23 protein-coding genes and 1 pseudogene are annotated in these 24,770 nt (G+C 49.3%); 17 read left to right on the forward strand and 7 right to left on the reverse strand.

Features of this window, described 5'->3' with window-relative positions:
- Positions 1-15: 15 nt before the first annotated feature.
- Entirely contained in the window at positions 16-1,374 is a 1,359-nt protein-coding gene (locus tag AUK29_05085) for a chromosomal replication initiation protein DnaA (GenBank protein OIP64234.1), read from the reverse strand.
- A gap of 633 nt (positions 1,375-2,007) precedes the next feature.
- On the opposite strand from AUK29_05085, the gene AUK29_05090 reads away from it, so the two are divergent.
- The 15 genes from AUK29_05090 to AUK29_05160 all read left to right on the forward strand — a co-directional run bounded on the left by AUK29_05090 (position 2,008) and on the right by AUK29_05160 (position 16,962).
- Complete coding sequence (locus AUK29_05090; protein ID OIP64235.1) at positions 2,008-2,142, forward strand: 50S ribosomal protein L34; 135 nt, start codon at positions 2,008-2,010, stop codon at positions 2,140-2,142.
- A 24-nt stretch (positions 2,143-2,166) separates the two neighbouring features.
- Positions 2,167-2,505: a ribonuclease P protein component gene (locus AUK29_05095; GenBank protein OIP64236.1), complete on the forward strand. Its 339-nt coding sequence runs from the start codon at positions 2,167-2,169 to the stop codon at positions 2,503-2,505.
- Between the two features lie 14 nt (positions 2,506-2,519).
- Complete coding sequence (locus AUK29_05100; protein ID OIP64237.1) at positions 2,520-2,759, forward strand: membrane protein insertion efficiency factor YidD; 240 nt, start codon at positions 2,520-2,522, stop codon at positions 2,757-2,759.
- A gap of 47 nt (positions 2,760-2,806) precedes the next feature.
- Positions 2,807-4,381, forward strand: a complete 1,575-nt coding sequence (locus tag AUK29_05105) for a hypothetical protein (GenBank protein ID OIP64238.1) — start codon at positions 2,807-2,809, stop codon at positions 4,379-4,381.
- A 31-nt stretch (positions 4,382-4,412) separates the two neighbouring features.
- Complete coding sequence (locus AUK29_05110) at positions 4,413-5,132, forward strand: hypothetical protein (GenBank protein ID OIP64239.1); 720 nt, start codon at positions 4,413-4,415, stop codon at positions 5,130-5,132.
- 101 nt (positions 5,133-5,233) lie between these two features.
- On the forward strand, positions 5,234-6,625 hold the full coding sequence (locus AUK29_05115) for a tRNA uridine-5-carboxymethylaminomethyl(34) synthesis GTPase MnmE (protein OIP64257.1): 1,392 nt from the start codon (positions 5,234-5,236) through the stop codon (positions 6,623-6,625).
- 99 nt (positions 6,626-6,724) lie between these two features.
- Positions 6,725-8,608: a tRNA uridine-5-carboxymethylaminomethyl(34) synthesis enzyme MnmG gene (locus AUK29_05120; GenBank protein ID OIP64258.1), complete on the forward strand. Its 1,884-nt coding sequence runs from the start codon at positions 6,725-6,727 to the stop codon at positions 8,606-8,608.
- Positions 8,601-9,263 carry a 16S rRNA (guanine(527)-N(7))-methyltransferase RsmG gene (locus AUK29_05125; protein OIP64240.1) on the forward strand — a complete coding sequence of 221 codons (663 nt, stop codon included), beginning with the start codon at positions 8,601-8,603 and terminating at the stop codon, positions 9,261-9,263. The genes AUK29_05120 and AUK29_05125 overlap by 8 nt, the downstream gene beginning before the upstream one ends.
- Positions 9,264-9,635: 372 nt before the next feature.
- Positions 9,636-10,448, forward strand: a complete 813-nt coding sequence (locus AUK29_05130; protein ID OIP64241.1) for a hypothetical protein — start codon at positions 9,636-9,638, stop codon at positions 10,446-10,448.
- Positions 10,384-11,250 (forward strand): hypothetical protein, encoded by an 867-nt coding sequence (locus tag AUK29_05135; GenBank protein OIP64242.1) that lies wholly within the window; start codon positions 10,384-10,386, stop codon positions 11,248-11,250. The genes AUK29_05130 and AUK29_05135 overlap by 65 nt, the downstream gene beginning before the upstream one ends.
- Before the next feature lie 70 nt (positions 11,251-11,320).
- A complete protein-coding gene (locus tag AUK29_05140) occupies positions 11,321-11,737 on the forward strand; it encodes a hypothetical protein (protein OIP64259.1) in 417 nt (138 codons plus the stop codon).
- Positions 11,738-11,798: 61 nt separating this feature from the next.
- Positions 11,799-12,461, forward strand: coding sequence for a hypothetical protein (locus tag AUK29_05145; GenBank protein ID OIP64243.1), 663 nt, complete (start codon positions 11,799-11,801; stop codon positions 12,459-12,461).
- A gap of 3 nt (positions 12,462-12,464) precedes the next feature.
- Positions 12,465-14,837 (forward strand): hypothetical protein, encoded by a 2,373-nt coding sequence (locus AUK29_05150; GenBank protein ID OIP64244.1) that lies wholly within the window; start codon positions 12,465-12,467, stop codon positions 14,835-14,837.
- Positions 14,834-16,054, forward strand: coding sequence for a hypothetical protein (locus AUK29_05155; GenBank protein OIP64245.1), 1,221 nt, complete (start codon positions 14,834-14,836; stop codon positions 16,052-16,054). Before AUK29_05150 ends, AUK29_05155 begins: the two co-directional genes overlap by 4 nt.
- Positions 16,055-16,335: 281 nt before the next feature.
- A complete protein-coding gene (locus AUK29_05160) occupies positions 16,336-16,962 on the forward strand; it encodes a hypothetical protein (GenBank protein ID OIP64246.1) in 627 nt (208 codons plus the stop codon).
- Positions 16,963-17,055: 93 nt separating this feature from the next.
- Here the strand turns inward: AUK29_05160 and AUK29_05165 are convergent, their stop codons facing one another.
- Complete coding sequence (locus AUK29_05165) at positions 17,056-17,418, reverse strand: hypothetical protein (protein ID OIP64247.1); 363 nt, start codon at positions 17,416-17,418, stop codon at positions 17,056-17,058.
- A gap of 251 nt (positions 17,419-17,669) precedes the next feature.
- Between AUK29_05165 and AUK29_05170 the strand changes: the two genes are divergently transcribed.
- On the forward strand, positions 17,670-19,604 hold the full coding sequence (locus tag AUK29_05170; GenBank protein OIP64248.1) for a hypothetical protein: 1,935 nt from the start codon (positions 17,670-17,672) through the stop codon (positions 19,602-19,604).
- On the forward strand, positions 19,601-21,043 hold the full coding sequence (locus AUK29_05175) for a hypothetical protein (protein OIP64249.1): 1,443 nt from the start codon (positions 19,601-19,603) through the stop codon (positions 21,041-21,043). The genes AUK29_05170 and AUK29_05175 overlap by 4 nt, the downstream gene beginning before the upstream one ends.
- Before the next feature lie 10 nt (positions 21,044-21,053).
- Here the strand turns inward: AUK29_05175 and AUK29_05180 are convergent, their stop codons facing one another.
- The 5 genes and pseudogenes from AUK29_05180 to AUK29_05200 all read right to left on the reverse strand — a co-directional run bounded on the left by AUK29_05180 (position 21,054) and on the right by AUK29_05200 (position 24,770).
- Complete coding sequence (locus AUK29_05180) at positions 21,054-21,965, reverse strand: hypothetical protein (GenBank protein OIP64250.1); 912 nt, start codon at positions 21,963-21,965, stop codon at positions 21,054-21,056.
- A 180-nt stretch (positions 21,966-22,145) separates the two neighbouring features.
- Positions 22,146-22,343 (reverse strand): hypothetical protein, encoded by a 198-nt coding sequence (locus AUK29_05185; protein ID OIP64251.1) that lies wholly within the window; start codon positions 22,341-22,343, stop codon positions 22,146-22,148.
- A gap of 397 nt (positions 22,344-22,740) precedes the next feature.
- Positions 22,741-23,505: an imidazole glycerol phosphate synthase subunit HisF gene (locus AUK29_05190; protein OIP64252.1), complete on the reverse strand. Its 765-nt coding sequence runs from the start codon at positions 23,503-23,505 to the stop codon at positions 22,741-22,743.
- Between the two features lie 4 nt (positions 23,506-23,509).
- Positions 23,510-24,241 carry a 1-(5-phosphoribosyl)-5-[(5-phosphoribosylamino)methylideneamino]imidazole-4-carboxamide isomerase gene (locus AUK29_05195; protein OIP64253.1) on the reverse strand — a complete coding sequence of 244 codons (732 nt, stop codon included), beginning with the start codon at positions 24,239-24,241 and terminating at the stop codon, positions 23,510-23,512.
- Positions 24,238-24,770: pseudogene (locus AUK29_05200) on the reverse strand (hypothetical protein). Before AUK29_05200 ends, AUK29_05195 begins: the two are co-directional and overlap by 4 nt.

Here is a 24,770-nt window from a genome sequence, read left to right on the forward strand (position 1 = left end):
CAACGCGCTCCTCTGTTATTGAGATTGAGTTTCTTCCATTAGTTTTTGGACCATGGCCGCGAAGTCTTCCTTCTTTTTCATCTTGCTCTCAATGTTACGGCATGCATGAATGACCGTCGTATGGTCTTTGCCGCCAAAGGATTTGCCTATTTCAGGAAGGGATTTGTCCGTCAACTTCCGGCATAGGTACATAGACACCTGTCTGGGTAAGACAATGGTTTGCGTTCTTTTTTTGGATCGGAGATCGGCCACTCGTACATTGAAATGTTCAGAAACTTTTTTTTGTATCTTTTCTATGGTGACGATATCTTCCTTCTCATTGAGAAAATCTTTTAGGACCGTCTTGGCCAAGTCTATGGTCACTTCCTGGCCAGACAAGGATGAGAAGGCACCTAATTTGATCAGGGATCCTTCCAGTTCACGCACGTTGGATCGAATTTTTTTCGCTAAAAACAGACCCACATCATTGGGAAGGTTGATCCTTTCAATTTCCGCTTTTTTGCGAAGGATGGCAACCTTGGTCTCAAGATCAGGGGGGTGGATGTCGGCAAGGAGCCCCCATTCAAAACGGGAACGCAGCCTCTCCTCAAGATTTTGAATCTCTTTCGGGTAGCGGTCACTGGAAAAAACAAGCTGTTTTCTGGAGTCATATAAGGCATTAAACGTATGAAAAAACTCCTCTTGAGTTCTTTCCTTATCGGACAGGAACTGGATATCATCTACCATCAGGACATCCATGTTCCGGTATTTGTTTCTGAACTGGGACATGCGATCATAACGAATACAGCTGATCATTTCGTTCATGAAGTGTTCCGTACTGACAAACGTAACCCGAATATTTGCATTCTTGGCCAGGATGTGATGTCCGATCGCATGCATCAGGTGCGTCTTTCCGAGTCCGACACCTCCATATATGAAAAGTGGATTATAGGCCTTATAGAGCACTTCGGCGACCGCGCGTGCGGCGGCATGTGCAAACTGGTTGCTTGGGCCGACCACAAAATTTTCAAATGTAAACCTTGGATTAAGAAATGAGCGTTCTTTTGTAGAGGTGTAATCCTGTCTTTGAGGAAAGGTTATAACCGGAATCTCTTGGACGTTTACGTTTTGCTCTTTTTCTTGGTCGATAGATCCCGTTAATTTTTTGTTCACGGAAAATATAAGGGTTTTTTTCAAATCCATGGCGGCGAGGAGATCCTTGATGATATCGAGATAATGTTTCTCTATCCATTCCTTAGAAAACTTGCTTGGAACGGAAACCATAATCTCATTTTCGTTTTCTTGAAAGAGTTGGGTGGGTTTGAGCCACGTTTCGAAACCTTGTCTTGGGATTTGTTTGCTAAGTCTTTGCGTGATTTCATCCCAAGTATTCATAACGTTCAAGCCTATATTGAAAAATATAAAAAATTAGTTGTATTTTACTGCAAATCTAAACTTATCAACAGGTTTATCCACACCTGTGAATAATGGATATTTAATTTATAATTCAATGGGTTATCATGGAAAAATCCCTTAATGTTTAATAGATTTTTATGTGAGGATCGTTCTTTTCCCCATTTTCTGGGTCTCCTGTTGTCTGCTTCTTTTTCTTAATGTCTTCGTTGAAAGATAGGGCATCTAAAATAGCAAAAGGCTTTTTTGATAGCAAGCACTTTTTTCATTAAATGATTTTTATATTTTTTATAAAACTTGCGGCTCTGTGTATAATCTGTATTTTCTGTGTGAACTTTTTATATAAGAAGTGGAAAGATATTATCCGATGTGTAAAACAAGAAAGCATGCCCTTTATGTTTCACAAACAAACTTCATGCTAAGTTGTATAGCAGACCTCAGAATATCGTTTCTCTCCACTAAACTCCCAACCGTTACTATTACTACTTCTTTGATTAACCTATTTATTAAGTAATAAAAGGCTCATGTTTAAATAGGGATTTTCCCCTTTTATTCTTGACATTAAAACCATGAATGAATATACTTTTTTTTTGATAATATCAAAAGGAGCAGGATATGTCCGTCACTTTAAAACCCAACAATCGTAAAAAGAAAAAAACGCACGGATTTATGATCCGCATGAAGAGCAAGGCGGGCCGCAAGATCATACAGAGACGCCGGGCTAAAGGAAAGAAAAAATTAACGGTATAAAAATCCGGATGGTACGGCCTACTGATGAAAGATATCTGGATTAGAAGCACATGGGAATATAAAAAAATATACAGGGAGGGGATTAAAGAAACAGGGAAAAGGGTCATTATCTATGCTGATCAACATGAGGGAGAGCAATCCCGTTTCGGAATAGCAGTAACCCGCAGGATAGGAAAAGCCGTCGTTCGAAATAGAATCAAAAGAGTTTTGAGGGAAATCATACGTAAGAATCTTAACCATTTTCAAGGAGGTTTTAATACAGCAGTGGTGGCAAGGGTGAAAATTATTTCATCCTCATTTCAAGAGATTGAAAATGAACTATTGGACCTTCTAAAAAAGTCCCTGGGACCGAAAGATCCGTAAATCCGTGAATGATAATGAAACAGAAAAGCGTGAAACATGATTTTATCAAAATGTTTAACGTAAAATTAATACGTCTCTATCAACGCTGGATATCCCCTTTTCATTTTGGAGCATGCCGTTTTTTCCCTTCATGTTCAGAATATACCCTTGAGGCCATCTTGAAACATGGCGTATGCAAAGGATGGTTGATCGGTATCCTGAGAATTTTAAAGTGCCATCCTTTTCATGCCGGAGGGTATGATCCACTGAAGTAGCCCCCTTTTTTATTTACGGAAAGCGGTTTGTCATAGGAGAAAAACGGATGGAAAAAAGGGCAATGCTGGCCTTTATCCTGTCTCTAATCGTCCTTTTAGCGTACCAGTATCTGTTCTTTCCAAAGGGACAAAAACAGAATCCTGTCCCGCAGATGGAAGAAGTTCAGAAAAAAGATCCGGGAAAAAAGTCCATAGAAGAACCGGAAACAAAAGAGAAGATTCCTTCTCTACGCGAGAATATGCCTTGGAAGGGCGAAGAAGAAATAGTCTCTGTTGAAACAGATTTGGCCATATACCGGATTTCAACGCGTGATGCCGTTATAAAAGAGATTGTTTTAAAAAAATATAAAGATGATAAGGGGGAACCCGTACGCCTGGTTCCTGAGGATACGGCGTTATATCCACTGCAGATCATTTCAGAGGAAGAAGGAGGGTTGAATTTTACTCCTTCCAGAAAAGAAATCAAGGTCGGTGACCAGAAGGAAAACCTGGTCATGTCTTTTGTAGAACCCAACGGGAAAAGAATCGAAAAGATCTTTGAGTTTAAGCGGGACAGTTATGGGATTCATATTCAAATCACCCAAAACCTGCTGAAAAAATACCATCTGCTGGCAGGATCCTATCTGATTAAACCAAAAGAAAAAGCGGACAGTGGCACGGCGCATGCCGGACCGGTCATTGATTTGCAAGGAGAGATCAAAAGGGTTTCGTCCAAGGAAATCAAAGAGAGCAAGACCTTTTCCGGTAACATACCCTGGATTGCGCTTGAAGAAAAATATTTTATGACCGCGCTCCTTCCTGAAAAAACGGATACGGTTGCAATATTGGAGCGGCTTGAAAAGAAAGAGGGCCCCAACGTGTTTTTGGGGCTTTTGGGGGACGATGAGGATCTTTCATTTGTTTTTTTTGCGGGTCCGAAAGATTATGAACTTCTAAAATCTTTTGGGCGCGACCTGGAAAAGGTGATCAACTTCGGGATGTTCGGTGTGCTTGCAAAACCGATCTTTTATATTCTTAAAGGAACCTACCGGTATGTCAGGAACTATGGATTGGCCATTATTCTTTTAACAACGTTTATCAAGATCATTTTTTGGCCCTTGACCCAGAAGCAACAAAAGTCCATGCAGCAGATGCAAAAAATTCAGCCGGAGATCAATGTGATCCGGGAACGACATAAAAACGATCAACAGCGAATAACCACGGAGACCATGGCGCTCTATAAGAAATATAAGGTTAATCCGGCGGCAGGATGCCTTCCCCTTTTAATTCAGATTCCTGTTTTTTTTGCGCTGTATAATGTCCTACTGAATGCCATTGAACTTCGGGGTTCACCCTTTCTCTACATAAAAGATCTTTCCGCCGCAGATACGCTGTTTGGACACGTCTACGGGTTTTCAATCGGACCCCTCCCCCTTCTGATGGGCGTAAGCATGTATATTCAACAAAAGATGATGCCGACCACCATGGATCCCAAACAGGCAAAAATTTTTCAATTCATGCCTTTGATTTTTACATTCATGTTTTTAAATTTTCCTTCCGGGCTGGTCTTATACTGGCTGGTCAATAATATATTGACCATCGTTCAGCAATACTTTATCAACAAACGAAAACTGGTTTCCTGAAAAAAGAGCAGTGATATGGGAGGTTTGGAATATGAATAGGTCTATTGAAAAGGAAGGAAGAACCCTGGAAGAAGCCACGGGAAATGCCCTGAAAGAACTGGTCGCAAAATTAGAAGATGTAGATATTGAGGTGCTCGATGACGGGAAGGCCGGTTTTCTGGGCTTTGGCTCCAGAAGTGCGAGGGTGCGGGCAACCCTCAAGGTTGAAGCCGGGCTTGGAGAAAAAGAGGTGGGAAAGGGGGAATCTGAACCGTTGCCGGCTGAAGACGCAAGGCAGACCCAAGAAATGCATGACGAGGAAAAGATTTTTGATCTCGGACAGGCCCGAGAGCTTCTATCGAACCTGATTCAGAGAATGCACATGAATGGGACTATAAAATCACAAGTCAGGGATGGCCAAGGGATTTTAAATGTGATCGGAGAGGATTCGAACCTGTTGATTGGGAAGAAGGGGCAGACCCTGGATGCGATCCAATATCTTTTGAATCTGATGTACAGCAAATCCACCAGGAAAAAGGCCCATATCGTGGTGGATGTGGAGAATTATAAGGTTCGAAGGGTAAAAAGACTTCAATCCATGGCCATGGAAGCCAGAGATAAAGTCAGGCAGACCAAAAAGCCGATTGCCATCGCTCCGATGGATGCGCAGGACCGGAGAATTATCCACGTCACATTACAAAATGATGAGTATGTAAAGACCTTAAGCAAAGGAGATGGGAGTCTTCGAAAGGTGGTTGTCATTCCCAAATAAGCCGTGTGCGTTATATATGATATTCTGGGGCTGAGAAAATGAAAGGCGAGGCGTGACCTCGCCTTTTTTCAAATCAGGTCTGAGACATGTCAAAAAACAAAATGCATGATACCATTTGTGCTATCTCCACACCCATGGGAATGGGAGGAATCGGGATTGTTCGAATGAGCGGGGCGGAAGCGCTAGACATCGCGCGGAAAATTTTTATTTCTGCTTCGGAAAATGGAAACGAGGCTATTCGGGGTTATCAAATCCGATATGGGAAGGTCAAAGATCCGGGAAACGGGCAGATTATCGACGAAGTGTTGCTGACGGTCATGCGGGCGCCGAAGACATACACCCGAGAAGATGTCGTGGAGATCAACTGTCATTCCGGCCCGGTCGTTTTAAGAAAGATCCTGATGACCCTTGTTGCTCTCGGCGCCCGGTTGGCGGATCCCGGGGAGTTCACCCTGAGGGCTTTTTTAAACGGCCGGATCGATCTTGCCCAAGCTGAGGCCGTGATGACGCTGATCTCTGCTAAGACCGAAGCCGCTCTGCAGTCAGCCGTCCGACAGTTGAGCGGCGAGTTTTCAGAGAAGGTCTATGGAATCAAGTCTGATCTGATCCATATGATTTCCGAGATCGAGGCATCCCTTGATTTTCCTGAAGAGGATCTCGACCCGATTCCTCCAGGGATGCTTAAGCAGGCTCTGTTCGATCTTATCGAGGAGATCGGCCGGCTGATTGAATCGGCCGAACAGGGAAAAATATTGACGGAAGGGGTTTCCACAGCGATTGTGGGAAAAGCCAATGTCGGCAAATCGAGTCTTTTAAACCGGTTGCTCATGGAAGATCGGGCTATTGTCACCCCCTTTCCGGGAACGACGCGTGATGTCATTGAGGAGACGGTCAATATACAGGGAATTCCCCTGCGCATTCAGGATACGGCAGGAATCCGAGACGCCAAGGATCTCATCGAACAAGAGGGGATTAAAAGGAGTCAGGAGAGCATCAGAAAGGCGGATCTTGTCCTGATGGTTGTAGACGGATCTCAATCGGTTGGTGATGAAGACATCCGGATCGCCCGAATGCTGGTTAACAAGGATACGGTTCTTGTTCTAAACAAGAGAGATCTGGTTGAGAAAAATAGCAAGGAAAAGAGTTTTTCATCTATTATCGATTTAATTAAACCGAAATTTACAATAAAAACCTCTATGGTTTCTAATTTTGGAATAAACGAGCTAAAAAGCGGAATTGCCGATCTGTTTTTGCAGGGGGGTAAAACCATCCATGAATCCCCTATCGTGACCAACGTCCGGCATGTCAGCGCCCTGATCTCCGCCAAAGAGGCTTTGCAACGGGTATTGAAAGGGGTGGGCGAGGGGCTGCTGGAGGATCTGCTCAGTTTAGACCTCAGGGATGCCCTTTCGGACCTCGGGCAGATCACCGGAGAGACCACCGCCGAGGATGTTCTCAATGAGATCTTCAGGTCCTTTTGTGTTGGAAAGTGAACGGGGCGAAAAAGGGTTGCAGTCCAAGGGCATTTGGCGGAGAATGTTTGAATGACAAGGAGGATGGCCATGTTCCACGTGGAACATGGATGCCGGTCTATGCTCAAAAGAGGGGAAGAAGCGTTTGATGTGATCGTGGTCGGCGGGGGACACGCCGGATGTGAGGCCGCGCTTTCCGCCGCCCGAATGGGGTGTACGGTACTCCTTCTGACCCAGAATCTCGATCAAATCGCCCAGATGTCATGCAATCCGGCCATCGGAGGCCTCGCCAAGGGACACATGGTCAGGGAGATTGACGCCCTGGGGGGTGAAATGGGGCGGGCCATCGACGATACCGGGATCCAGTTTCGGATGCTGAACACCAGTAAGGGGCCGGCCGTTCAGGCGCCAAGGGCCCAGGCAGACAAGAAAAAATATCGCGAACGCATGAAATCAACCCTGGAGAAACAGTCGAACCTAGCCATCCGTCAGGGTGAAGTCCGAAGGCTTCTGATCGAGGACCATCAAGTGACCGGCGTGGAGACCGTGATTGGGAACCGATACCCGGCCCGGGCCGTGATCCTGACTACGGGGACGTTTTTAAGAGGATTGATACACGTGGGCCTGGCGAACTTCCCCGGCGGGAGGGCGGGAGAACCCCCTTCAATCGGTTTGGCAGAAGATCTGATGCTCCATGGGTTCGAGGTCCGGAGATTAAAAACAGGGACCCCGCCGAGACTTCACGCGAGGACCATCCATTTTGACGCCCTCGCTCCCCTGGAGGGGGATCCTGTGCCCCAGCCGTTTTCCTTTTCCACCGGAGCGATTGAGAGGAAGCAGGTTCCCTGCTATATCACCTATACCCAAGAAAAAACCCATCGGATGATCCGTAAAAATCTGGATCGCTCTCCCCTGTACAGCGGGAAAATTACCGGGATCGGGCCGCGTTACTGTCCCTCGATCGAGGATAAGGTGGTACGGTTCCCGGGTAAGGAGAGACACCAGATCTTTTTGGAGCCCGAAGGGTTGGATACGGTGGAGATTTATGCCAACGGGATCTCCACGAGCCTTCCGCTGGACGTGCAGATCGAGTTCGTCCATACCATACCCGGTCTTGAAGGCGCCCGAATCATGAGGCCCGGATATGCCGTGGAATATGACTTTGTCCTCCCTACCCAGCTCAAACCCAACCTGGAGACCAAAAAAGTCAGCGGTTTATTTCATGCCGGCCAGATCAACGGGACATCCGGGTATGAGGAGGCTGCAGCCCAGGGTCTGTTGGCCGGGATAAACGCCGTCCAGCGGATTCGCGGAAAAGAGGCGGTCGTCCTGAAACGAAGAGAGGCGTATATCGGCGTTTTAATTGATGATTTGGTTACCCGCGGTACGGAGGAACCTTATCGGATGTTTACATCCCGGGCCGAGTACCGGCTTTTGCTTCGTCACGACGATGCAGACCTGCGCCTTCAGGAGAAAGGATACCGATTGGGACTGGTTTCAAAGGATGCCTATGAAAGGATGCTGCTGAAAAAAGAGCAGATTCAAAAAGAGATGTCCAGGATGAAAAAGACGGCCGTTTTTCCTTCTCCTGATGTTAATAAGGTCCTGGACCGCCTGAGAAGCGCCCCCATTCAAAGCAGGACATCGGTGTTTCATCTGGTCAAGAGGCCGGAACTGAATTATGAAATGCTCTCGGTCCTGGATCCGGGGCGGCCTTCATGGCCGAAGGAAATCCGTTCCATCTGCGAGACCGAAGCGAAATATGAAGGGTTTATTCAAAGGGCGATGGACCAGGTCATGCGGTATGAGGAGATGGAAGGTATCCGGATCCCGGGGGGGATCGAGTATGAAAAGATCAAGGGTCTATCCCGGGAGGCGCTGGAAAAATTGAACAAGATCCGTCCGTTTTCAATCGGACAGGCAGCGAGGATCTCCGGGATCACGCCGGCGGTGATTTCCATCTTGTTGGTTTATTTGAAAAATAAGAGGCGCCAAATTGATTGAGCAAAGACGTCTTTTGGTCAGCGGGGTTCATGGCCTCGGCTTGAAAATTGGGAAAAAGGAACTTTCCAAACTGGATCTTTATACCCAGACGCTGCTGGAATGGTCCAATCGGATCAATCTCACGGGGCATCGGGACCAGGAACGGATTGAAATTTTTCATTATCTGGACTCCCTGTCTCTCTTTGAAACCGGGGAGATCCATCCCGGCTTATCGGTGCTGGACGTGGGAAGCGGCGCCGGATTTCCAGGGCTCCCCCTCAGGATCTTTGAGCCCGCCCTTGAGATGACCCTTCTCGAGTCCTCGGGAAAAAAAGGGTTTTTTCTTCGCTATCTGGTCCGGATTCTTGAACTCCCTGATGTCAAGATAGAGATCGCCCAAGCCAAGGATTTTACACGGGAGACAGAAGCCTCTTTTGACAGGATCGTCTGCAGGGCGGTGGGGAGCCTGTTCAAGGTCTGCTCCTGGACCGTGTCCCTTCTCAAACCCGGCGGTCTATTCCTGTTTCAGAAGTCAAGAAAGGTGGATACGGAGATTCAGGAAAATAAAAATGCCCTTCAGAGATTGGGGTTGACCGTCCGAGAGGCCATCCCCCTTTCCGTCCCCTATCTGGACCGGCCTCGCTATGCCGTAATTATTGAGAAAATAAAGAAATAATCCAACAGGTTCCACGTGGAACATCCCGCATTATGGGAAACTTTTCTCTTTTCAACGGAAACATTCTGTGATACCTTCACATACGCGTGGCTGAAAAAAGATGCCGCCCTGCTTTAACTGTGCTTAAAACAAGGGGTTTTTTGGTTTTTCTTATCGCGTGGGTTAAGGGGCCCTGTTCGTAAATATGGTGACGTACCGAGAGGGTCGTAGGGGGGTCTCATCCCCGCGCGCGACTCCGCGCGTACCCCTCTGGTACACCGCAAGGAGCGCAACTTTGATCCGGCTGCCCTACGGCACTCGAATGCCACCGTATTTACGAATAGGGCCACTAAGACGCGGGCGCCGGATTCTATGAAAGCCTATTGAGCGGAGATGATCGTAGCCATTGCCAATCAAAAAGGGGGGGTGGGCAAGACCACCACGGCCGTCAATCTGGCCGCCTCTCTGGGCGCTGCCGAGAAGAGCGTTCTCCTGGTCGACATGGACCCGCAGGGAAACAGCACCAGCGGATATGGGATTGATCGGGCATCGGTCAAGTTCAGCGTCTATGACCTGTTGCAGGACAAAGACCCGAAAGAGGTCCTCGTCTCCACTCAGGTTCCCCATGTCAGTCTGATTCCGTCTTCGATGGCTCTGGCCGGGGCCGAGGTGGAGCTGGTGGATCTGGAGGAACGGGAGTTTCTGCTGAAAAGGGTCTTATCCTCCATTCCGGAAGACGCTTATGATTATCTTATCATAGACTGTCCTCCTTCGATGGGGCTTCTCACGATCAATGCCCTCACGGCGGCGGATGCCGTCCTGATTCCGCTGCAGTGTGAATATTATGCGTTGGAAGGGCTTTCCCATCTTTTAAATACCATTGAATTGATTCGGCAAAATCTGAATCCGAACCTTTTGATTCTTGGCATCCTGTTGACGATGTTCGATATCCGCAATAGCCTCTCCTCTCAGGTGGCGGAAGAGGCAAGGAGACATTTCGGGGAACTGGTTTTTCAAACGGTGATCCCACGAAACGTGAGATTGGGTGAATCCCCGAGCTACGGGATGCCCGTTCTCCTGTACGATATCCGATCCAGGGGGGCGCAAAGCTACCTGGACTTAGCAAAGGAAATCATTCGATATGCAAAGAAAAGCCTTGGGCAAAGGACTGTCGGCCCTCATTCCGAATCAGCCGGCCATCATTAACAAAGTTGGAAATCGTATGATCCGGGATATCCCTGTGGATCAGATCTTACCCAACCCCCATCAGCCGAGAAAGGACTTTGATCCGGAAGCCATGGCGGACCTCGTGAGATCCATCAAGAAACAGGGGGTGATCCAGCCGATTTTGGTTCGGGAAGGAAGCGGTGGATTTGAGCTGATTGCAGGAGAAAGAAGATGGCGTGCAGCAAAAAGTGCCGGAATCATAGACATTCCTGCAATCGTTCGCAATGTTTCGGATCAGGATTCCCTGGAGATGGCTCTTATTGAGAACCTTCAGCGGGAAGACCTCAACCCTTTGGATTCGGCAGAGGCCTATGAGCGCCTGATCAAAGAGTTTCATCTTACGCAGGAAGAGATCTCACTTCAGGTTGGAAAACAGCGCTCCACCATTACCAATATCCTGAGACTGCTCAGCCTTCCGGATGAAGTCAAGTCGTCCGTCAAGCAGAACAAGCTCACGATGGGTCATGCCAAGGCCGTCCTTTCGTTGAGCAAAAAGCCCCAACAGATTTCATTGGGCCGTGAGATCATCAAGAAAGGCCTTTCCGTCCGGCAGGCAGAACAAGCGGCTCGAAGAATGAACGCCGGCCGCCCGGGAAACAGGCCGAAAACCAAGGCAAAAGAGATTCATCTTACGGCCGTTGAGGATGAACTGAGGCGGTCTCTCGGCACCAAGGTGCAGATTGTTGACCGGAAGGAAAAAGGGAAAATCGTGATTGAATACTATTCCAAGAAGGAACGGGAGCGGCTGATTTCCATGCTCCGAGGATCCGTGTCGATCTGAAATTCAGGGAGGTTTTATGAATATTAGAGCCAAAATAGAAAAAAGATTGAGGAAAGGGCTAAGAAACAAAATAAAAACCGTTTATCCTCCTATTTCAGGCGATATTAATACTATTTTAGGAAAAGAAACCTCCTTTAAGGGTGTTCTCACCTATGACGGAACGGTCAAGATAGACGGGCATGTGGAGGGGGAGATCATGGCAAAGGATACCCTCATCATCGGCGAGGATGCGGAGATCCATGCTGAGATCAGGGTCGGACGGCTCATTTCACGGGGGAAGATTAAAGGGAATATCTTTGTCAAGGAAAGGGCAGAGTTTCTCGCTCCTGCGGTTGTACAGGGTAATATCCAGACCCCGATCATCGTGATTGAAGACGGGGTGACGTTTGACGGGAAGTGCGACATGGGGGCGGCCGTTAAACACGATAAAAAGCCGGAACTCAAGATAACCCCCATTCATCAAGAGAAGGCCAAGACCGGAGAGTAAGGCCATTGACCCCCAGAAAACCCGTTGTTTTTTAAGTCCACAACAGGGATCCGAGGTGAGTATGGAGCGGTTCCTTCGTCGGCTGGTTTCCCGCCTCTTTAGTATGGCCATTCTTATTCTCTACAAGACCGCAAGGATTCGGACCATCGGAGAGGATCGAATCCGAGAATACCTGTCAGGGGGAAAAAAGATCCTTTTTTGTTTGTTTCATGGGGATTATCTCCTCCTTTTTCCTCGGTTACAAGGTCACGAGATCTGTATATTTACCACGCAATCCCCGAGAGGGGATCTCATTGCCGAAATCATGAGAATTTTCGGGTACCACCCCAGCATCATTCCGGGGAGAAGAGGAAATCAATCTGTCTTGGACTGGATGGTCAGGGAAATTCAAAAAGGTTGCCACGCGGGGATCGTTGTCGACGGCCCCATGGGGCCATACCACAAAGTCAAACACGGAGTGGTGATCCTGGCCAAGCTAACAGGGCATATGATTATTGGGGTGGGGATCGCCTCTGGCTGGAGGGTCATCATGAAGAAGAGGTGGGACCGCTATACCATTCCTCTTCCCTTTACCCGTGCAGTGATCGTCTTTGGGGAGCCGGTTCATGTGCCAAGTGATGCGGACGCAGAGGCCATGGAGTCCATCCGGCAGAAAGTCGAACAAGACCTGATCCGGTTGAACCGCCTTGCAGAAGAACACCTCCATCTTCTATCGAAAATTTGATGCATGATCATAGGGCCGGTTATGAGTATCAAACGGTTTCTGCTTGAACGAATCGTCTCCCGGCTGCGCATGAAAGGAGCGCTCCATTTTCTTTATGCCATGGAAAAAGTAGGGCACTCGTCAGAGGTGGCCTTCCCCATGGAGATGCTCCCCTCCGGCGTCAAGATGCACCTGCGCGGTTTTATGAATTTTCATTCCATCCAGATCAACCTGGATTGGATCTGGCCATACTGGATTGTCCGGCAGTTTGATCCAAAAAGCAGGAGCTTCATTCCCCGGGCCATGAATCTTACCCACGTGAATCAGACCCACAGGAATTGGACGGCCGTAGGAGCCATAGGAGGGAAAAGGGAGCCTATTGTGGATCCGAGGGGCCTCGTGACCCCCTGGTTTGATGGTTGGTCTTTGGATTTTTGGCTGTACAGAAATGGACGCCTGATCGCTCCATCCCGTCTGGGTCATGTGAAGCAGTCTCTTCGGGAGGCATTGCCCATCGTGATCACGACGTTTACCGAGGAGGGTCTTCGTGTCCGTTTTGAGGCATGGGGGGATCTCATCCATGGGGAAGAGGTCCTCATAGAAAAGATCCGGATCCAGAACATCTTAAACGAACGGGCTGATGTCAAGGCCTACTGGTCTATTCGGCCTTATAATCCGGAAGGGCTGAGTCTGATTCGGCGCCTTCAATACCATGACGAGGGGCTATGGGAGGTCAACCATGCCATGGCGCAGGTTTTGCAACAGAAACCCGATCGGGTGACCTGCTCGGATCAGAGGGTGGGAGATGTATCCATTGTCCTCCCAGACATCGAGTTATGCCGATCCCTGGAATGTGAAGCCGGCATGGCGACGGCCCTGTCCGAATACTCTTTTTCGTTGAACCCAGGAGAGATAAAGGAATATTCGACGATATGTACGACAAAACCGGTTAGATATTCGCAAGAGCTGATGCAAGTCCTTCAGAAAGTCGATACGAAAAAAAATAAAAATGAAAACATCCTTAAGTGGAAAAATATTTTATCAAGAGGCATGTGTATCTCCATTCCAGACTCAAAGATTGAAGAATGTTTTAAGGCCAATAAATGCTTCCTCCACCTCTTTGATGACGGGGATGAGATCACGCCGGGACCCTTAACCTATCATCGCTTCTGGTTCAGAGACGCCGCATTTATGATCCATGCCCTGGACAAACTTGGTTACGGGGATGCCGCGCGGCAAAAACTCGCAACCTATCCCGGCCGGCAGAGAGTGGACGGGTTCTTTATGTCTCAAAATGGTGAATGGGACGGGAATGGCGAGGCCATCTGGACGATATGGGAGCATTATAGACTCTATGGGGACCAAGAGCTGATCCGGGACGTCTATCCGTCTCTTCGAAGAGGGATTTTTTGGATCAAACGAAAGCGCAGGAAGACTCATAAAAAAACAGGGCCTGAACAGGGATTGCTTCCTGCAGGGTTTTCTGCAGAGCATTTGGGCCCCAATGATTATTTTTACTGGGACGACTTCTGGTCTTTAGCCGGAATCCGGGACGGTATGGAGGCCTCCCGCGTTCTCGGTGAAGACAAAGACCATGAGGTTTTTAAAAAGATCTACATGGATTTCTGGCAGGATTTACAAAGGTCATTGAAAATGGTTGAGAACCGGATCGGGAAAAAGACCCTTCCGGCCTCTCCGTATCGCAGAATGGATGCAGGCGCCATCGGATCCATATCGGCCCTTTATCCCCTCCGTTTATTAAAACCGGATGACGAGTGGATCGTCAATACGGTGGATTATCTGCGTCAGCACAGCTTTTTTGAGGACGGCTTTTTTCAGAATATGATCCACTCGGGTGTGAACCCCTATTTGACGGCGCAGATCGCCCAATGTTATATCTACCGGAGGAGCCGGGAGGCCTGGCCTCTGATTGATTATCTTTTAAAGATCGCCACCACGACCTTCACCTGGCCCGAGGCGGTCCATCCCCTGACCGGGGGAGGGTGCATGGGAGACGGGCATCACGGCTGGGCCGCTGCCGAAATGCTGCTTCTTATTCGAAACCTTCTATTGTTTGAAGAGGATGACCGGATCGTCTTGACCCCCATCCTTCCACGGGAATGGACCTGGAAAGGCGCCGTGATTCAGGTGGAACAGGCGCCAACCTATTTTGGACCCATGGATTTCAGGATCGAATTCCACGGTGGAGATGTTTCTCTGGAGATTCAGGAGAGGTTCCGGAAAGCCCCTGCCTGTTTTGAATGGAATTTTCCATTTGAGATCCAAAGGGCCGAAGGGGATGCCGGCCCCGTTGAAATTCGGGGAAATGTGCTCTTTCTTTCTTCAAAGACCCATAAGGTGCAGGTCAAAACAGCAGGCGTTGGGAAAAAACCATGAAGATAGCCATCTTTACAAACACGTTCAGGCCTTTTGTGGGGGGGGTGACCCGATCGATCGAGACCTTTGTCCGGGAGTATATAGGCCGAGGTCATCAGGTCCATATCTTTGCCCCAAGTTTTGAGGGGCACAAAGATCAGGAGCCGTGGATCACCCGCGTAGCCGCTATTCCCCGGTTCAACCAGACGGACTTTTCCCTTCCCCTTCCCTTTTCTTTCAAGGTCCGCTCCATATTTGAAAAGTTCAATCCGGATCTGGTCCATGTCCAGCATCCCTTTTTTTTAGGCGAGATGGGGATGCATCTGGGAAAGAATCGGGGGATCCCTATCGTTCTGACCTATCACACCCAGTATGAAATGTATTCTCACTATGCCCCTATAGACGCGGATCTGGTCAAACGATGGATCATCAATGTATGCACCTCTTTCTGTAATCTCTGCGATCTCATTGTGGCCCCGAGTGATGATATCCGGACGATGCTCATCTCCAGGGAGGTCAAGACAAGGATCGAGGTCATTCCTACGGGCATAGATCTTTCTTTGTATCGGAATCCGGACAGGCAATGGCTGAGAGAAACCTTCGGCATAAAAGAGGATGACATGATCCTGGTCCATATCGGGCGGTTGGCCAAAGAAAAAAATCTCGAGTTTCTTTTCAAGTCTGTGGCCAAAGCCATGAGGATTCGCAAAAACCTCATTTTTTTTATTGCAGGCCTTGGGGATCTTGAGACAGATTTGAGAAAAGCAGCCGATCAGTTTGGGATCCTCCATCGGGTCATCTTTCACGGAAAGATGAATCCTGAAGAATTGGTCAAAGCCTATGCAGGAGGCGACCTCTTTGTTTTTTCCTCTTTAACGGAAACCCAGGGACTCGTGCTTCTGGAATCCATGGCGGCGGGAACGCCGGTAGTGGCTGTGGATGCCCCCGGCGTTCGAGATATCGTCGAAGACGGCGTGAACGGATTTTTAGCGGCAGAGGATTCAGATGCGTTTTCTGAAAAGATCCTTCTTCTTCTCTCTTCGCCGGAGAAACGGGCCGCTTTTTCCAAGGCCGCCTTAAAAAACGCCGAAGAGCTTTCGTCTTCCAATATGGCCGAGCGCATGTTAAATGAGTATGCTCGACTTCTTCAAAAACCTTCGAGCGCATTGAATCCGGAGATCCATCATTTCAAAATTCTCAAGGGACTTTTACAGGAGTCGGTCAGGAAAAAAAGTTGAAAAAATCTCGCGACCTTTTAATACAATTGGTTACTATACCCATTAAGGACGTTGCCGGCATCAAGATCATTCAGAAAGGAGGTGATCAAGGTTTTTGTTCTTCCTGTTTTCTGTTTTAGAATCTCCTGAAATATCCTTCTCATGACATTGCATAATCTTCTTGCATTCCTCCTTCTAAAATGAATCTGCCTGCCTTGTTCCCGAGGATCACCGGAGAAGGGAATACAAAGACGCAATAGGGCGTAATCCATCCAATTTAACCAACAAAGAGGAGTATGCTTATGAACGGTTCTCTGAAAAGACAGATCTGTGCGCTTGTGTTTTGCTTGCTGCTGGTCCGGATTTATCCTGCCTCCGCAGACCTTATCATTAATGAAATTATGTATGATCCATCGATTGTATCGGATACCTCCGGCGAATGGTTTGAGGTGTTCAATTCCGGCGCCGCTCTTGATCTCCAGGGATATTTCATTGACGATGGCGGAGCTTCAAAAATAATTACTGCGCCCCTGGCGATCGGATCAGGAGGTTACCTTGTGTTTGGGCGAAACAACGACCTCAGTAGCAATGGAGGCGTGCCCGTGGATTATACGGTTAGTTTCAGTCTCGGCAATTCAGGAGATACCCTCTCCATCCTGGATCCGAACGGTGTTCCAATCAACAGTGTCACATACGGACCCGGTACAGGGTTCCCCTCAGATACCGGCGCATCCATCTGCTTTACCGGTATCGGAGATAACCATGATGGGGCCAATTGGATCAGCGCCCGAGACATCGGAATAACCTACGGGGTTGGAAATTACGGGACACCTGGGGCGCCAAATATGGCGGCTGTTCCCGAACCGTCATCCGTGGTTCTGTTCGGATCCGGGCTCATAGTCTGGCTGGCTGCAAGACGAAGAAGATAAGAATTTTTCCGGCGCCATCCCCAAGCGCGTTATTTCCACGGGGTGGCGCCGGAAATACAAAGATCGGACAAGAATTTTTTTAAGAAACGGGAGTCACTTTTTTCGGAGTTCTTTGACCAGGAGATTTATGGCGGCCTTGGAAGACTCATCAAGGTCTTTGAACTGGATTCCCATCCCCTCCTTCTCTGTACCCGCCTCTTCTCCAAAGGCCTGTTCCCGGTTCTTTCCTACCCACACCACCTCGCCTGTGGTCTCAATGGGTAAATCCAGGTTGGGGAGATGAAATTTTAATTGAACGACGGTGCCGATATCCAGAGGGTTGCTGGATTCTAAAAATAGGCCGCCTTCGTTGATGTTGCCGGCAAAGTTCCATAAAAACTGTTCAACAGTGGAATAATCAATCCGGATCGAAACCGGAGCTCGAGGCGTTCGTCTCTTTTCTTTTTCTCGGTTCATAAAAAAATGCTTAATTTTCCCATAAGAGATAAGTCAATGGATATCGCAAGACGTCTGGTCTAAATGTCTCTCCTAAAAGGCCATTTGGAATCAAAACGTATCATATTTTTCTTTTGATCACAATATCTTTCTTTGTGAAGGAGATTTCATCATGAAGTTGATTTTTGCAGCCCGGTAAAAAAATGCACAAAACAAAGAAGGGATGTTATAATTTTAAATAACAGGAGAGATCCGCTGTGTACAAACCGACCATGAATGAACAGTTGTATCTTGATGAGATTCAGGGATTTTTAAGGGAGACCTCCGCCTGTCTGAGGATATTTGCCCTTTATCCGAAGGGGCATCCGGCAAGAGGTCCGGCACTCGAGCGAACGTATAAAAAAATAGAAGACCTTTTAAAGGATCGAGGTTCTGTTTATTTCGGGGTCTCCGAGGAGGAACTCATCGTCTTTACGGAAGATGAAAAGGAACACCGGCTTGATACGGATCTTGCCGGAAGGCTTCATCAGCAAGGGATCCTGACCGTCAAGATAGATTCCGGCCTCACGCAGAACGACCTGGGTCTGTTTTTAAGGTGTTTGTCCAGGGCACAGCAGGCCATTTCAGGAGATCAGAGCATTCGGGAGTCCTTGCAGGAGGCCGGCATCTCTAAAATTTCTCTGACCATGGTCGATTACCGGAAGATATTGGAACAGGAACCCTCGGCAGCGCCCGATCAGAGTCACACGGATCTCTGGATGGCCCTGATAAGACAGGGGCAAGAAGTCAATGAAGGCGCACTAAGAAAAATGGCGGGATCCTTTCAAGATCCTTCCCAATACAGGATATTTCGAACCCGGATCCAGAAAAGCCTTGAAGGTTCATCTGCGGAAGGGACCCCCGACATCTCGAAAACCATGTCTAAAATTCAACAAGAGATATTCAGCAGACTGCCTTCTTCAGAACAGGAGACCTTCTCAAAGAACCTTGCCGGCCTGGCCCTTTCCGGAGAACCTGCATCTTCAGGTTCAAACGGCGGCATGGAGGAGGCCTTGGTGAATTATTCGGATGAGATGCTTCTCCATGTCCTGGCCGGCGCAGTGGTCCTTAAAGGAAAGATAGACAACAGAATTTCCACGACCTTTCAAAATGTTTTGAAAGACAAAACCAGAGAAGGGTCCCTTCTAAGCATTGCCGATCAATACGCCAAAAAGAAATCCTCTGCCGTCTATTCCCCGGAGGTCTGGGAACAAATCAGAAAATTTATTCTTTCCGGATCGGAAGATCAATTCATGTCGCATGAATATCATCAGGTCCTCGATCATCTTCATGCGTATCATCTTGAAGACCTGAGGGAGAGCATCGGCATGGACTATCTGCATGAGGTTCAGTCATCGCTCCATCCGGGCGTTCTTAAACAAATCCGAAGAGAGATGCTCTGTGACCTTATTTTAGAAGAGACCCGCGAGGACCTGATAGACGGCCCCCTCGCCGAACTTCGGTCTTGTCTTTCTGAATACGCCCGAAAACGGGATATGAAGCAGATTTTAAAGACCCTTGAATCCGTTTTTCATCAGGGTGTTCAGATTCCCCCTTTAAAAAAGAAAAAGATGGATGCAGCGCTTGCTTTAGACGAAGAAAGCGCTTGGATCGCCCCCCTGATTCGCGAGATCGGGAACATGGGGAGTGATGATCTCTCGATGCTGAAAAAAATATTTTCCTACTGCAGACAGGGACTGCCGGTTTTTTTAGTTCGACAGCTTGGAGAAGAGCGCAGTATTGCAGGAAGGAAAAGGCTTTCCCTCCTCCTTGTTGATATCGGACAGGATGCCCTTCCGGCCATTATTCCATCCTTAAGTGACGACCGCTGGTTTCTGGTGCGCAACCTGGTCATGATTCTCGGCAAGATAGGGGATCCCTCCCGCATCGAGGATCTCGTGCCGCTTTTATACAGCAGGGACTATAGGATCCAGCGTGAGGTTATTTATACCCTATCGTCTTTTGGGAGTGACCGTGCGGTTCATCCTATCCGCAAGATCCTCCTGAATCGGAATAACCTGGCAGAACCCCGTCTTCGGACCATCGCGGCACAGGCGCTCAAGCGGATCGGCACACCGAAATCGAGAAAGGTCCTGCAGGATGGGCTTGAGGACAGGGACAAAAGGGTTCAAGAGATATGCTGTCAGGTCCTGAAAGGGTTGACATGAGCTCGACGGCTAAAACCATGACCATACAGGATGCAGGCGTCGATGCCTCTCAAAAGGCAGCCGGGCAGAGCCCTTTTTCTTCAGAGCCTGCGGAGAATCTCGGGAAGGCCTTCTCCTCGCTCTGCCGTTCCTTCACCCTGTATCCGTCCAACCATCCCCTGATTAAGGATGGAACCCATAGGCTGCTTGAGATTCTGAGGGAGCTGCTTTCCGAGACCGACCGGGTGACCGTGGGTTTTTTGGGAAACGACCTGATGGTCCTTGGAAAACAACTGCGCCACATAGAAGGTTCCATACCGGGGCTGAACCGGCTGGTGCAGGAACGGGGGATTGAAAAGATCGTTTTTCTCTCCGGTGTTGATGAACATGAAATCATTCAATTCTTTTCAGTGTTTTCTGCCGGCAAGGAGAAAGAGCAGGATAAACGCCCGGAGAACCGGCTCCGGCAGGGGGAATGGCCCCATATCCTGTCGGGCAGGTTCAAATTTGAGGCATCGGTTGCGGATTTTGGTCAAAGCGGCGCCTGCCTTGACCTCGACGGGGTCAGCGTGGTTAAAGAGTTCCTGGCATCCTCCCAGGCGCTGGTTTCACAGGCTCGAGAGAAGAATCTGATCGAGTTCGATCTGGCCAAGGAGATCATTGAGAATATTCTGAGCGGAATGATCTTGGAGGATGATGCTGTCCCGATTGTCGCCCGGATAAAAAAGCACGACGAATATACCTATACGCATATTTTAAATGTATCCACCTTGACCCTGGCCATGGGCCGGATCCTCGGCTTTACACCGCAGCAGCTCAGAGAATTAGGATTGGCCGCCCTGCTTCACGATACCGGCAAGCTTTTGATTCCCCTGGAGATCCTGCAGAAAGAAGGAGAACTCACGGATGAAGAGTTTGCCGTCATCAAGGAACATCCGGTCCATGGCGCCGGCATGCTGATGAAGGTCCCGGGGATGCCGGATATGGTCCCCATTGTGGCCTTTGAACATCATATGTGGTATAACGGAGGTGGCGGATATCCACTTATTCACAAAGAGGGCAGTCCCCACCTGTATTCAAGAATGACTTCCATAGCGGATATTTTTGATGCCCTCCGAACGAACCGGGCCTACAGGACCGAAGTCTCTAAAGAAGAGACCCTGCGGAGGATGTCTGTGATGCAGATCGATCCTTTCCTGTTTAACGTATTTGCCAGGATATCCAACCTCTACCCTGTAGGGGACTATGTCAGACTCGATACCGGTGAGATCGGAGTGGTTCACGAGATCCATCCAAGGAACGCCCTCCGGCCTAAGGTCAGAATCCTTTATGATCAAGAGGGGAACCAGATCGAAACACAGAGGATTTTAAACCTGGCAAATTACGACAAGAATAAAAACCGGTTCATCTCCTCCATTACCTCAAGCCTCTCAGCAGAAGAGACCGCCGGACTTTCCTGAACAGGACCTCTCAACCAGATCCACTCGAACTTGCAGTCTGGATCATCGCGCCGACCCATCTCATCAGGTGGGACACGGTTTTTTCCGTAGAAGATGAGATGGTTCCTTCCTCATGGTCTGTGACGTTAAAGACGCCGACGGTCCTGGTATCATCTTTTACCGGAATACAAAGAAAGGCCTTGGTTTGATAACGCGTCAAGGTCTGGTCGTGCGGGACAAAAGCCGATGGTTGATCCTGATCAACGGTTCCATTGCATAGATAAGCCCGCCCCTCTCGAGCGACCCATGAAGAGATGGAATGGTCGCTGAGGGGGCGCCTTAAGCCGACAATTTTTTTATTGGTCGCGGCCTTGACCACGATCTCGTTTCTCTCGGGATTGAGAAGCATCAGGGAAAGGGTTGAGGCGCGGATATAGTTTTTAAGGATGTCGACGATTTGAGTGTATTTTTCATGCTCGGATAATTGCCTGTTGCACATGATTTTGGCGGCCTGGAAGGCAAAAGCCGCCTCGCGTTCAGCGCGCTTTAAGGCATTTTCTTTTTCCTGGCAGGTTTTTTTTCTTTCCAGCAGGGTTCTTACGGTTTGTACAAAGTCCTCATTTTTATAAGGTTTGATGATCAACCGGTGTGCCTCCACTTGGTTGATGGCCGAGAGGATGGTGTTCAGTTCGGCGTAAGCGGTCAGGACAATGCGGATTTTATCAGGGTATTTCTCCTTGACCATGGAAAGGAGTTCTATCCCGGATATGCCGGGCATCCTTTCATCGGAAACTACGACATCCACATCTTCCCGGGAAAGGATCTTGATGGCATCCTCACCGCTTAAGGCGGTGAGGGTCTGGAATCCTTCTCGAGAAAAAACCGCCTGCAGGGCTTTTAAGATGACCGCTTCATCGTCCACGAAAAGAATGGTATTCCCCATGTCGACCCCTCCTTTGGCAGAGTGCAACGGTTTGTCTGAGAATCGGTTCTCTTCCATATAAACCATTGAGTACCAGAGAGATGTTTTTTTCGTCCTGAATCATGGTTCCTGCGTCCCGCAGTGGAAAGATGCCTGATGGATCCATGCTGCATGCCGTATCTAAAAACCCAAGAGGGCCTCTTAGCCCAAGTAATGAAAAACATAGCGTTTTTTTACAAGGCAGATGTTCTTGAAATTTAAAACACCGCCCTGAAGTTTTAAATTGAAGGGTAGTTCTTTGTAATTATTTTCATTAATATACCATAATGTTTTCTGTTTGCAAGTGAAATCATGTTTTTTTTTAGGCAGGATGAAGCCGTACGCCTGCTCATTTTGCATGCAGGCCCGAACAGACCAACCCCTCCCCAGGGAGACAAGATGGTTTCCTGTCTGAAGAATCCGGCAGGTTACAAGATCGGGATACAGGGAACGTTCGGTTTCAGGCAGCAGGCCGCAATCATGATCAACAGGAACAGGATCAGCCACAAACGGTATTTCATGGATGCCTCCGCTTTGACGGGATGATGGTTGAAGACTCCCTTAGTGGCCCTATTCGTAAATACGGTGGCATTCGAGGGTCGTAGGGCGGTCGGATCAAAGTTCCGCTCCTTGCGGCGTACCAGAGGGGTACGCGCTGAGTCGCGCGCCTTGATGAGACCGCCCTACGACCCTCTCGGTACGTCACCATATTTACGAACAGGACCACTTAGACTCGTCGGTCAGGGATGGATCCTCTTCAAAGTCTTACTGCAACCCCCCGGGATCGAAGATATTCCTTGACCGCTCTTACTGTATATTCACGGTAATGAAAGATCGAAGCGGCGAGTACGGCATCGGCCATCCCCTCTTTGATTCCGTCGTAGAGATGCTCAAGGGCGCCCACTCCGCCCGAAGCGATGAGCGGGATTCCGGTCCTCTCTGCGATGGCCCGGTTCAGTTCATTATCGTATCCGTCTCTTGTCCCGTCCCGGTCCATACTGGTGACCAGGAATTCCCCGGCCCCCATGGCCTCCATCTTGCCTGCCCACTCCAGGGCATCGATTCCCGTGGGATTTCTCCCGCCGTGGGTGTAGATCTCCCATGCCGCAGGAGTATCCGTAACCCTCTTGGCATCAATGGCCACGACGATACATTGACTGCCGAAACGCTTGGAGGCCTCGCGGATGAATTCCGGACGTTTTACAGCGGCTGTATTGATCGAGACCTTGTCGGCCCCGGCGTTTAAAAGCGCTCGGATATGATCCAGCGTTGAGATTCCGCCGCCTACGGTTAACGGCATAAAGACCTCCTCGGCGGTACGCGCGACCACGTCGAGGATGATCCCCCTTTTTTCATGGGAGGCCGTGATGTCGAGGAACGCCAGCTCGTCGGCCCCCTGTTTGTCATACAGGCGGGCTGTTTCCACAGGATCTCCCGCGTCCTTAAGGCCTAAGAATTTGATTCCCTTGACCACCCGGCCCTCTTTGACATCGAGACATGGGATGATGCGTTTAGCCAGCACGGGTCTATCCTCCTCTCTTGGTCAAGGCCATGGCCTCTCTCAAATCCAGAGCGCCGGTGTAGAGCGCCCTTCCTGTAATGGCGCCGATGACCCCGCAGGGCTCAATCCGCATTAAGGCCCGGACGTCCTCAAGAGAGGAGATCCCCCCGGAGGCGATGACCGGGATGGAAATGGACTCGGCGAGGGCCCGGGTGCTTTCGATGTTCGGGCCGGTCTGCATCCCGTCACGATGAATGTCCGTAAAAATCACGGCTGAGACCCCCTGTCCCTGGATCTCTCGGGCAAGATCCGTGGCCGGCCGTTCGGTGACCTTTGTCCATCCGTGTACGGCCACGTATCCGTTCCTGGCATCGATGCCTGCGAGGATCTTTCCGGGAAATCTCCGGCAGGCCTCGGTGAGAAAATCAGGATCTTCCACGGCGCGTGTTCCGATCACCACACGCATGGCGCCCGCACGGATATAAGAGTCGATCGTCTCCAGGCTGCGGATGCCCCCTCCCACCTCGACCGGCATGAAAAGCCCCTTGACCATTTCCTGGATCAGATCCAGATTTTTAGGCGTCCCTTCAACCGCTCCGTCGAGGTCCACCAGATGCAGAAGCTCGGCGCCGAGCTTCTCCCAGCGCCTGGCCATCTGTAAAGGGTTGTCCGAATAAACCGTCTCCTGATCCATGTTCCCCTGGACCAGGCGGACACATTTACCGTTCTTGAGGTCAATGGCCGGAATCACGATCATGTTCGGCTCCTTCGCAACTGGTTTACAGAGGAAGATAGGGCATTCACGATATAGGGGAGATCCTCTTCCCGGGTTGAGCGGCCAAGGGATATTCTCAGCGTCCCCGCGGCGTGGCGAAGCGAAACACCCATGGCCGAAAGCACATGAGAGGGGCGGATGCTTGACGTGGTACAGGCGGCCGACGCCGAGACAAAGATCCCCTTTTGATTCAGCAAGGGAATCAGATCCGAACTTTTAACCCCATCGATCGAGAGGTTCAGTGTGCCGGGAAGCCTTGACGTCGCATGTCCGTTGAGGTGAAGGCCGTCCAGGGAATGGAAAAGCGCATCCCACAGGGAGTCCCGGAGTTTTGCGAGATCAACCGCCTCTTTTTGAATTCCCGTCTTAGCGGTCTCAAGGGCCTTGGCCAGTCCGGCGATGCCAGGAAGGTTTTCGGTACCAGAACGGAGCCCTCGTTCCTGCCCTCCGCCTAAAAGCAGTGGGGAGAGGCTCGTGCCCGTACGAACATATAAAAACCCGACCCCTTTGG

This window comes from Nitrospirae bacterium CG2_30_53_67 (genome assembly GCA_001873285.1).
Lineage (GTDB): Bacteria > CG2-30-53-67 > CG2-30-53-67 > CG2-30-53-67 > CG2-30-53-67 > CG2-30-53-67.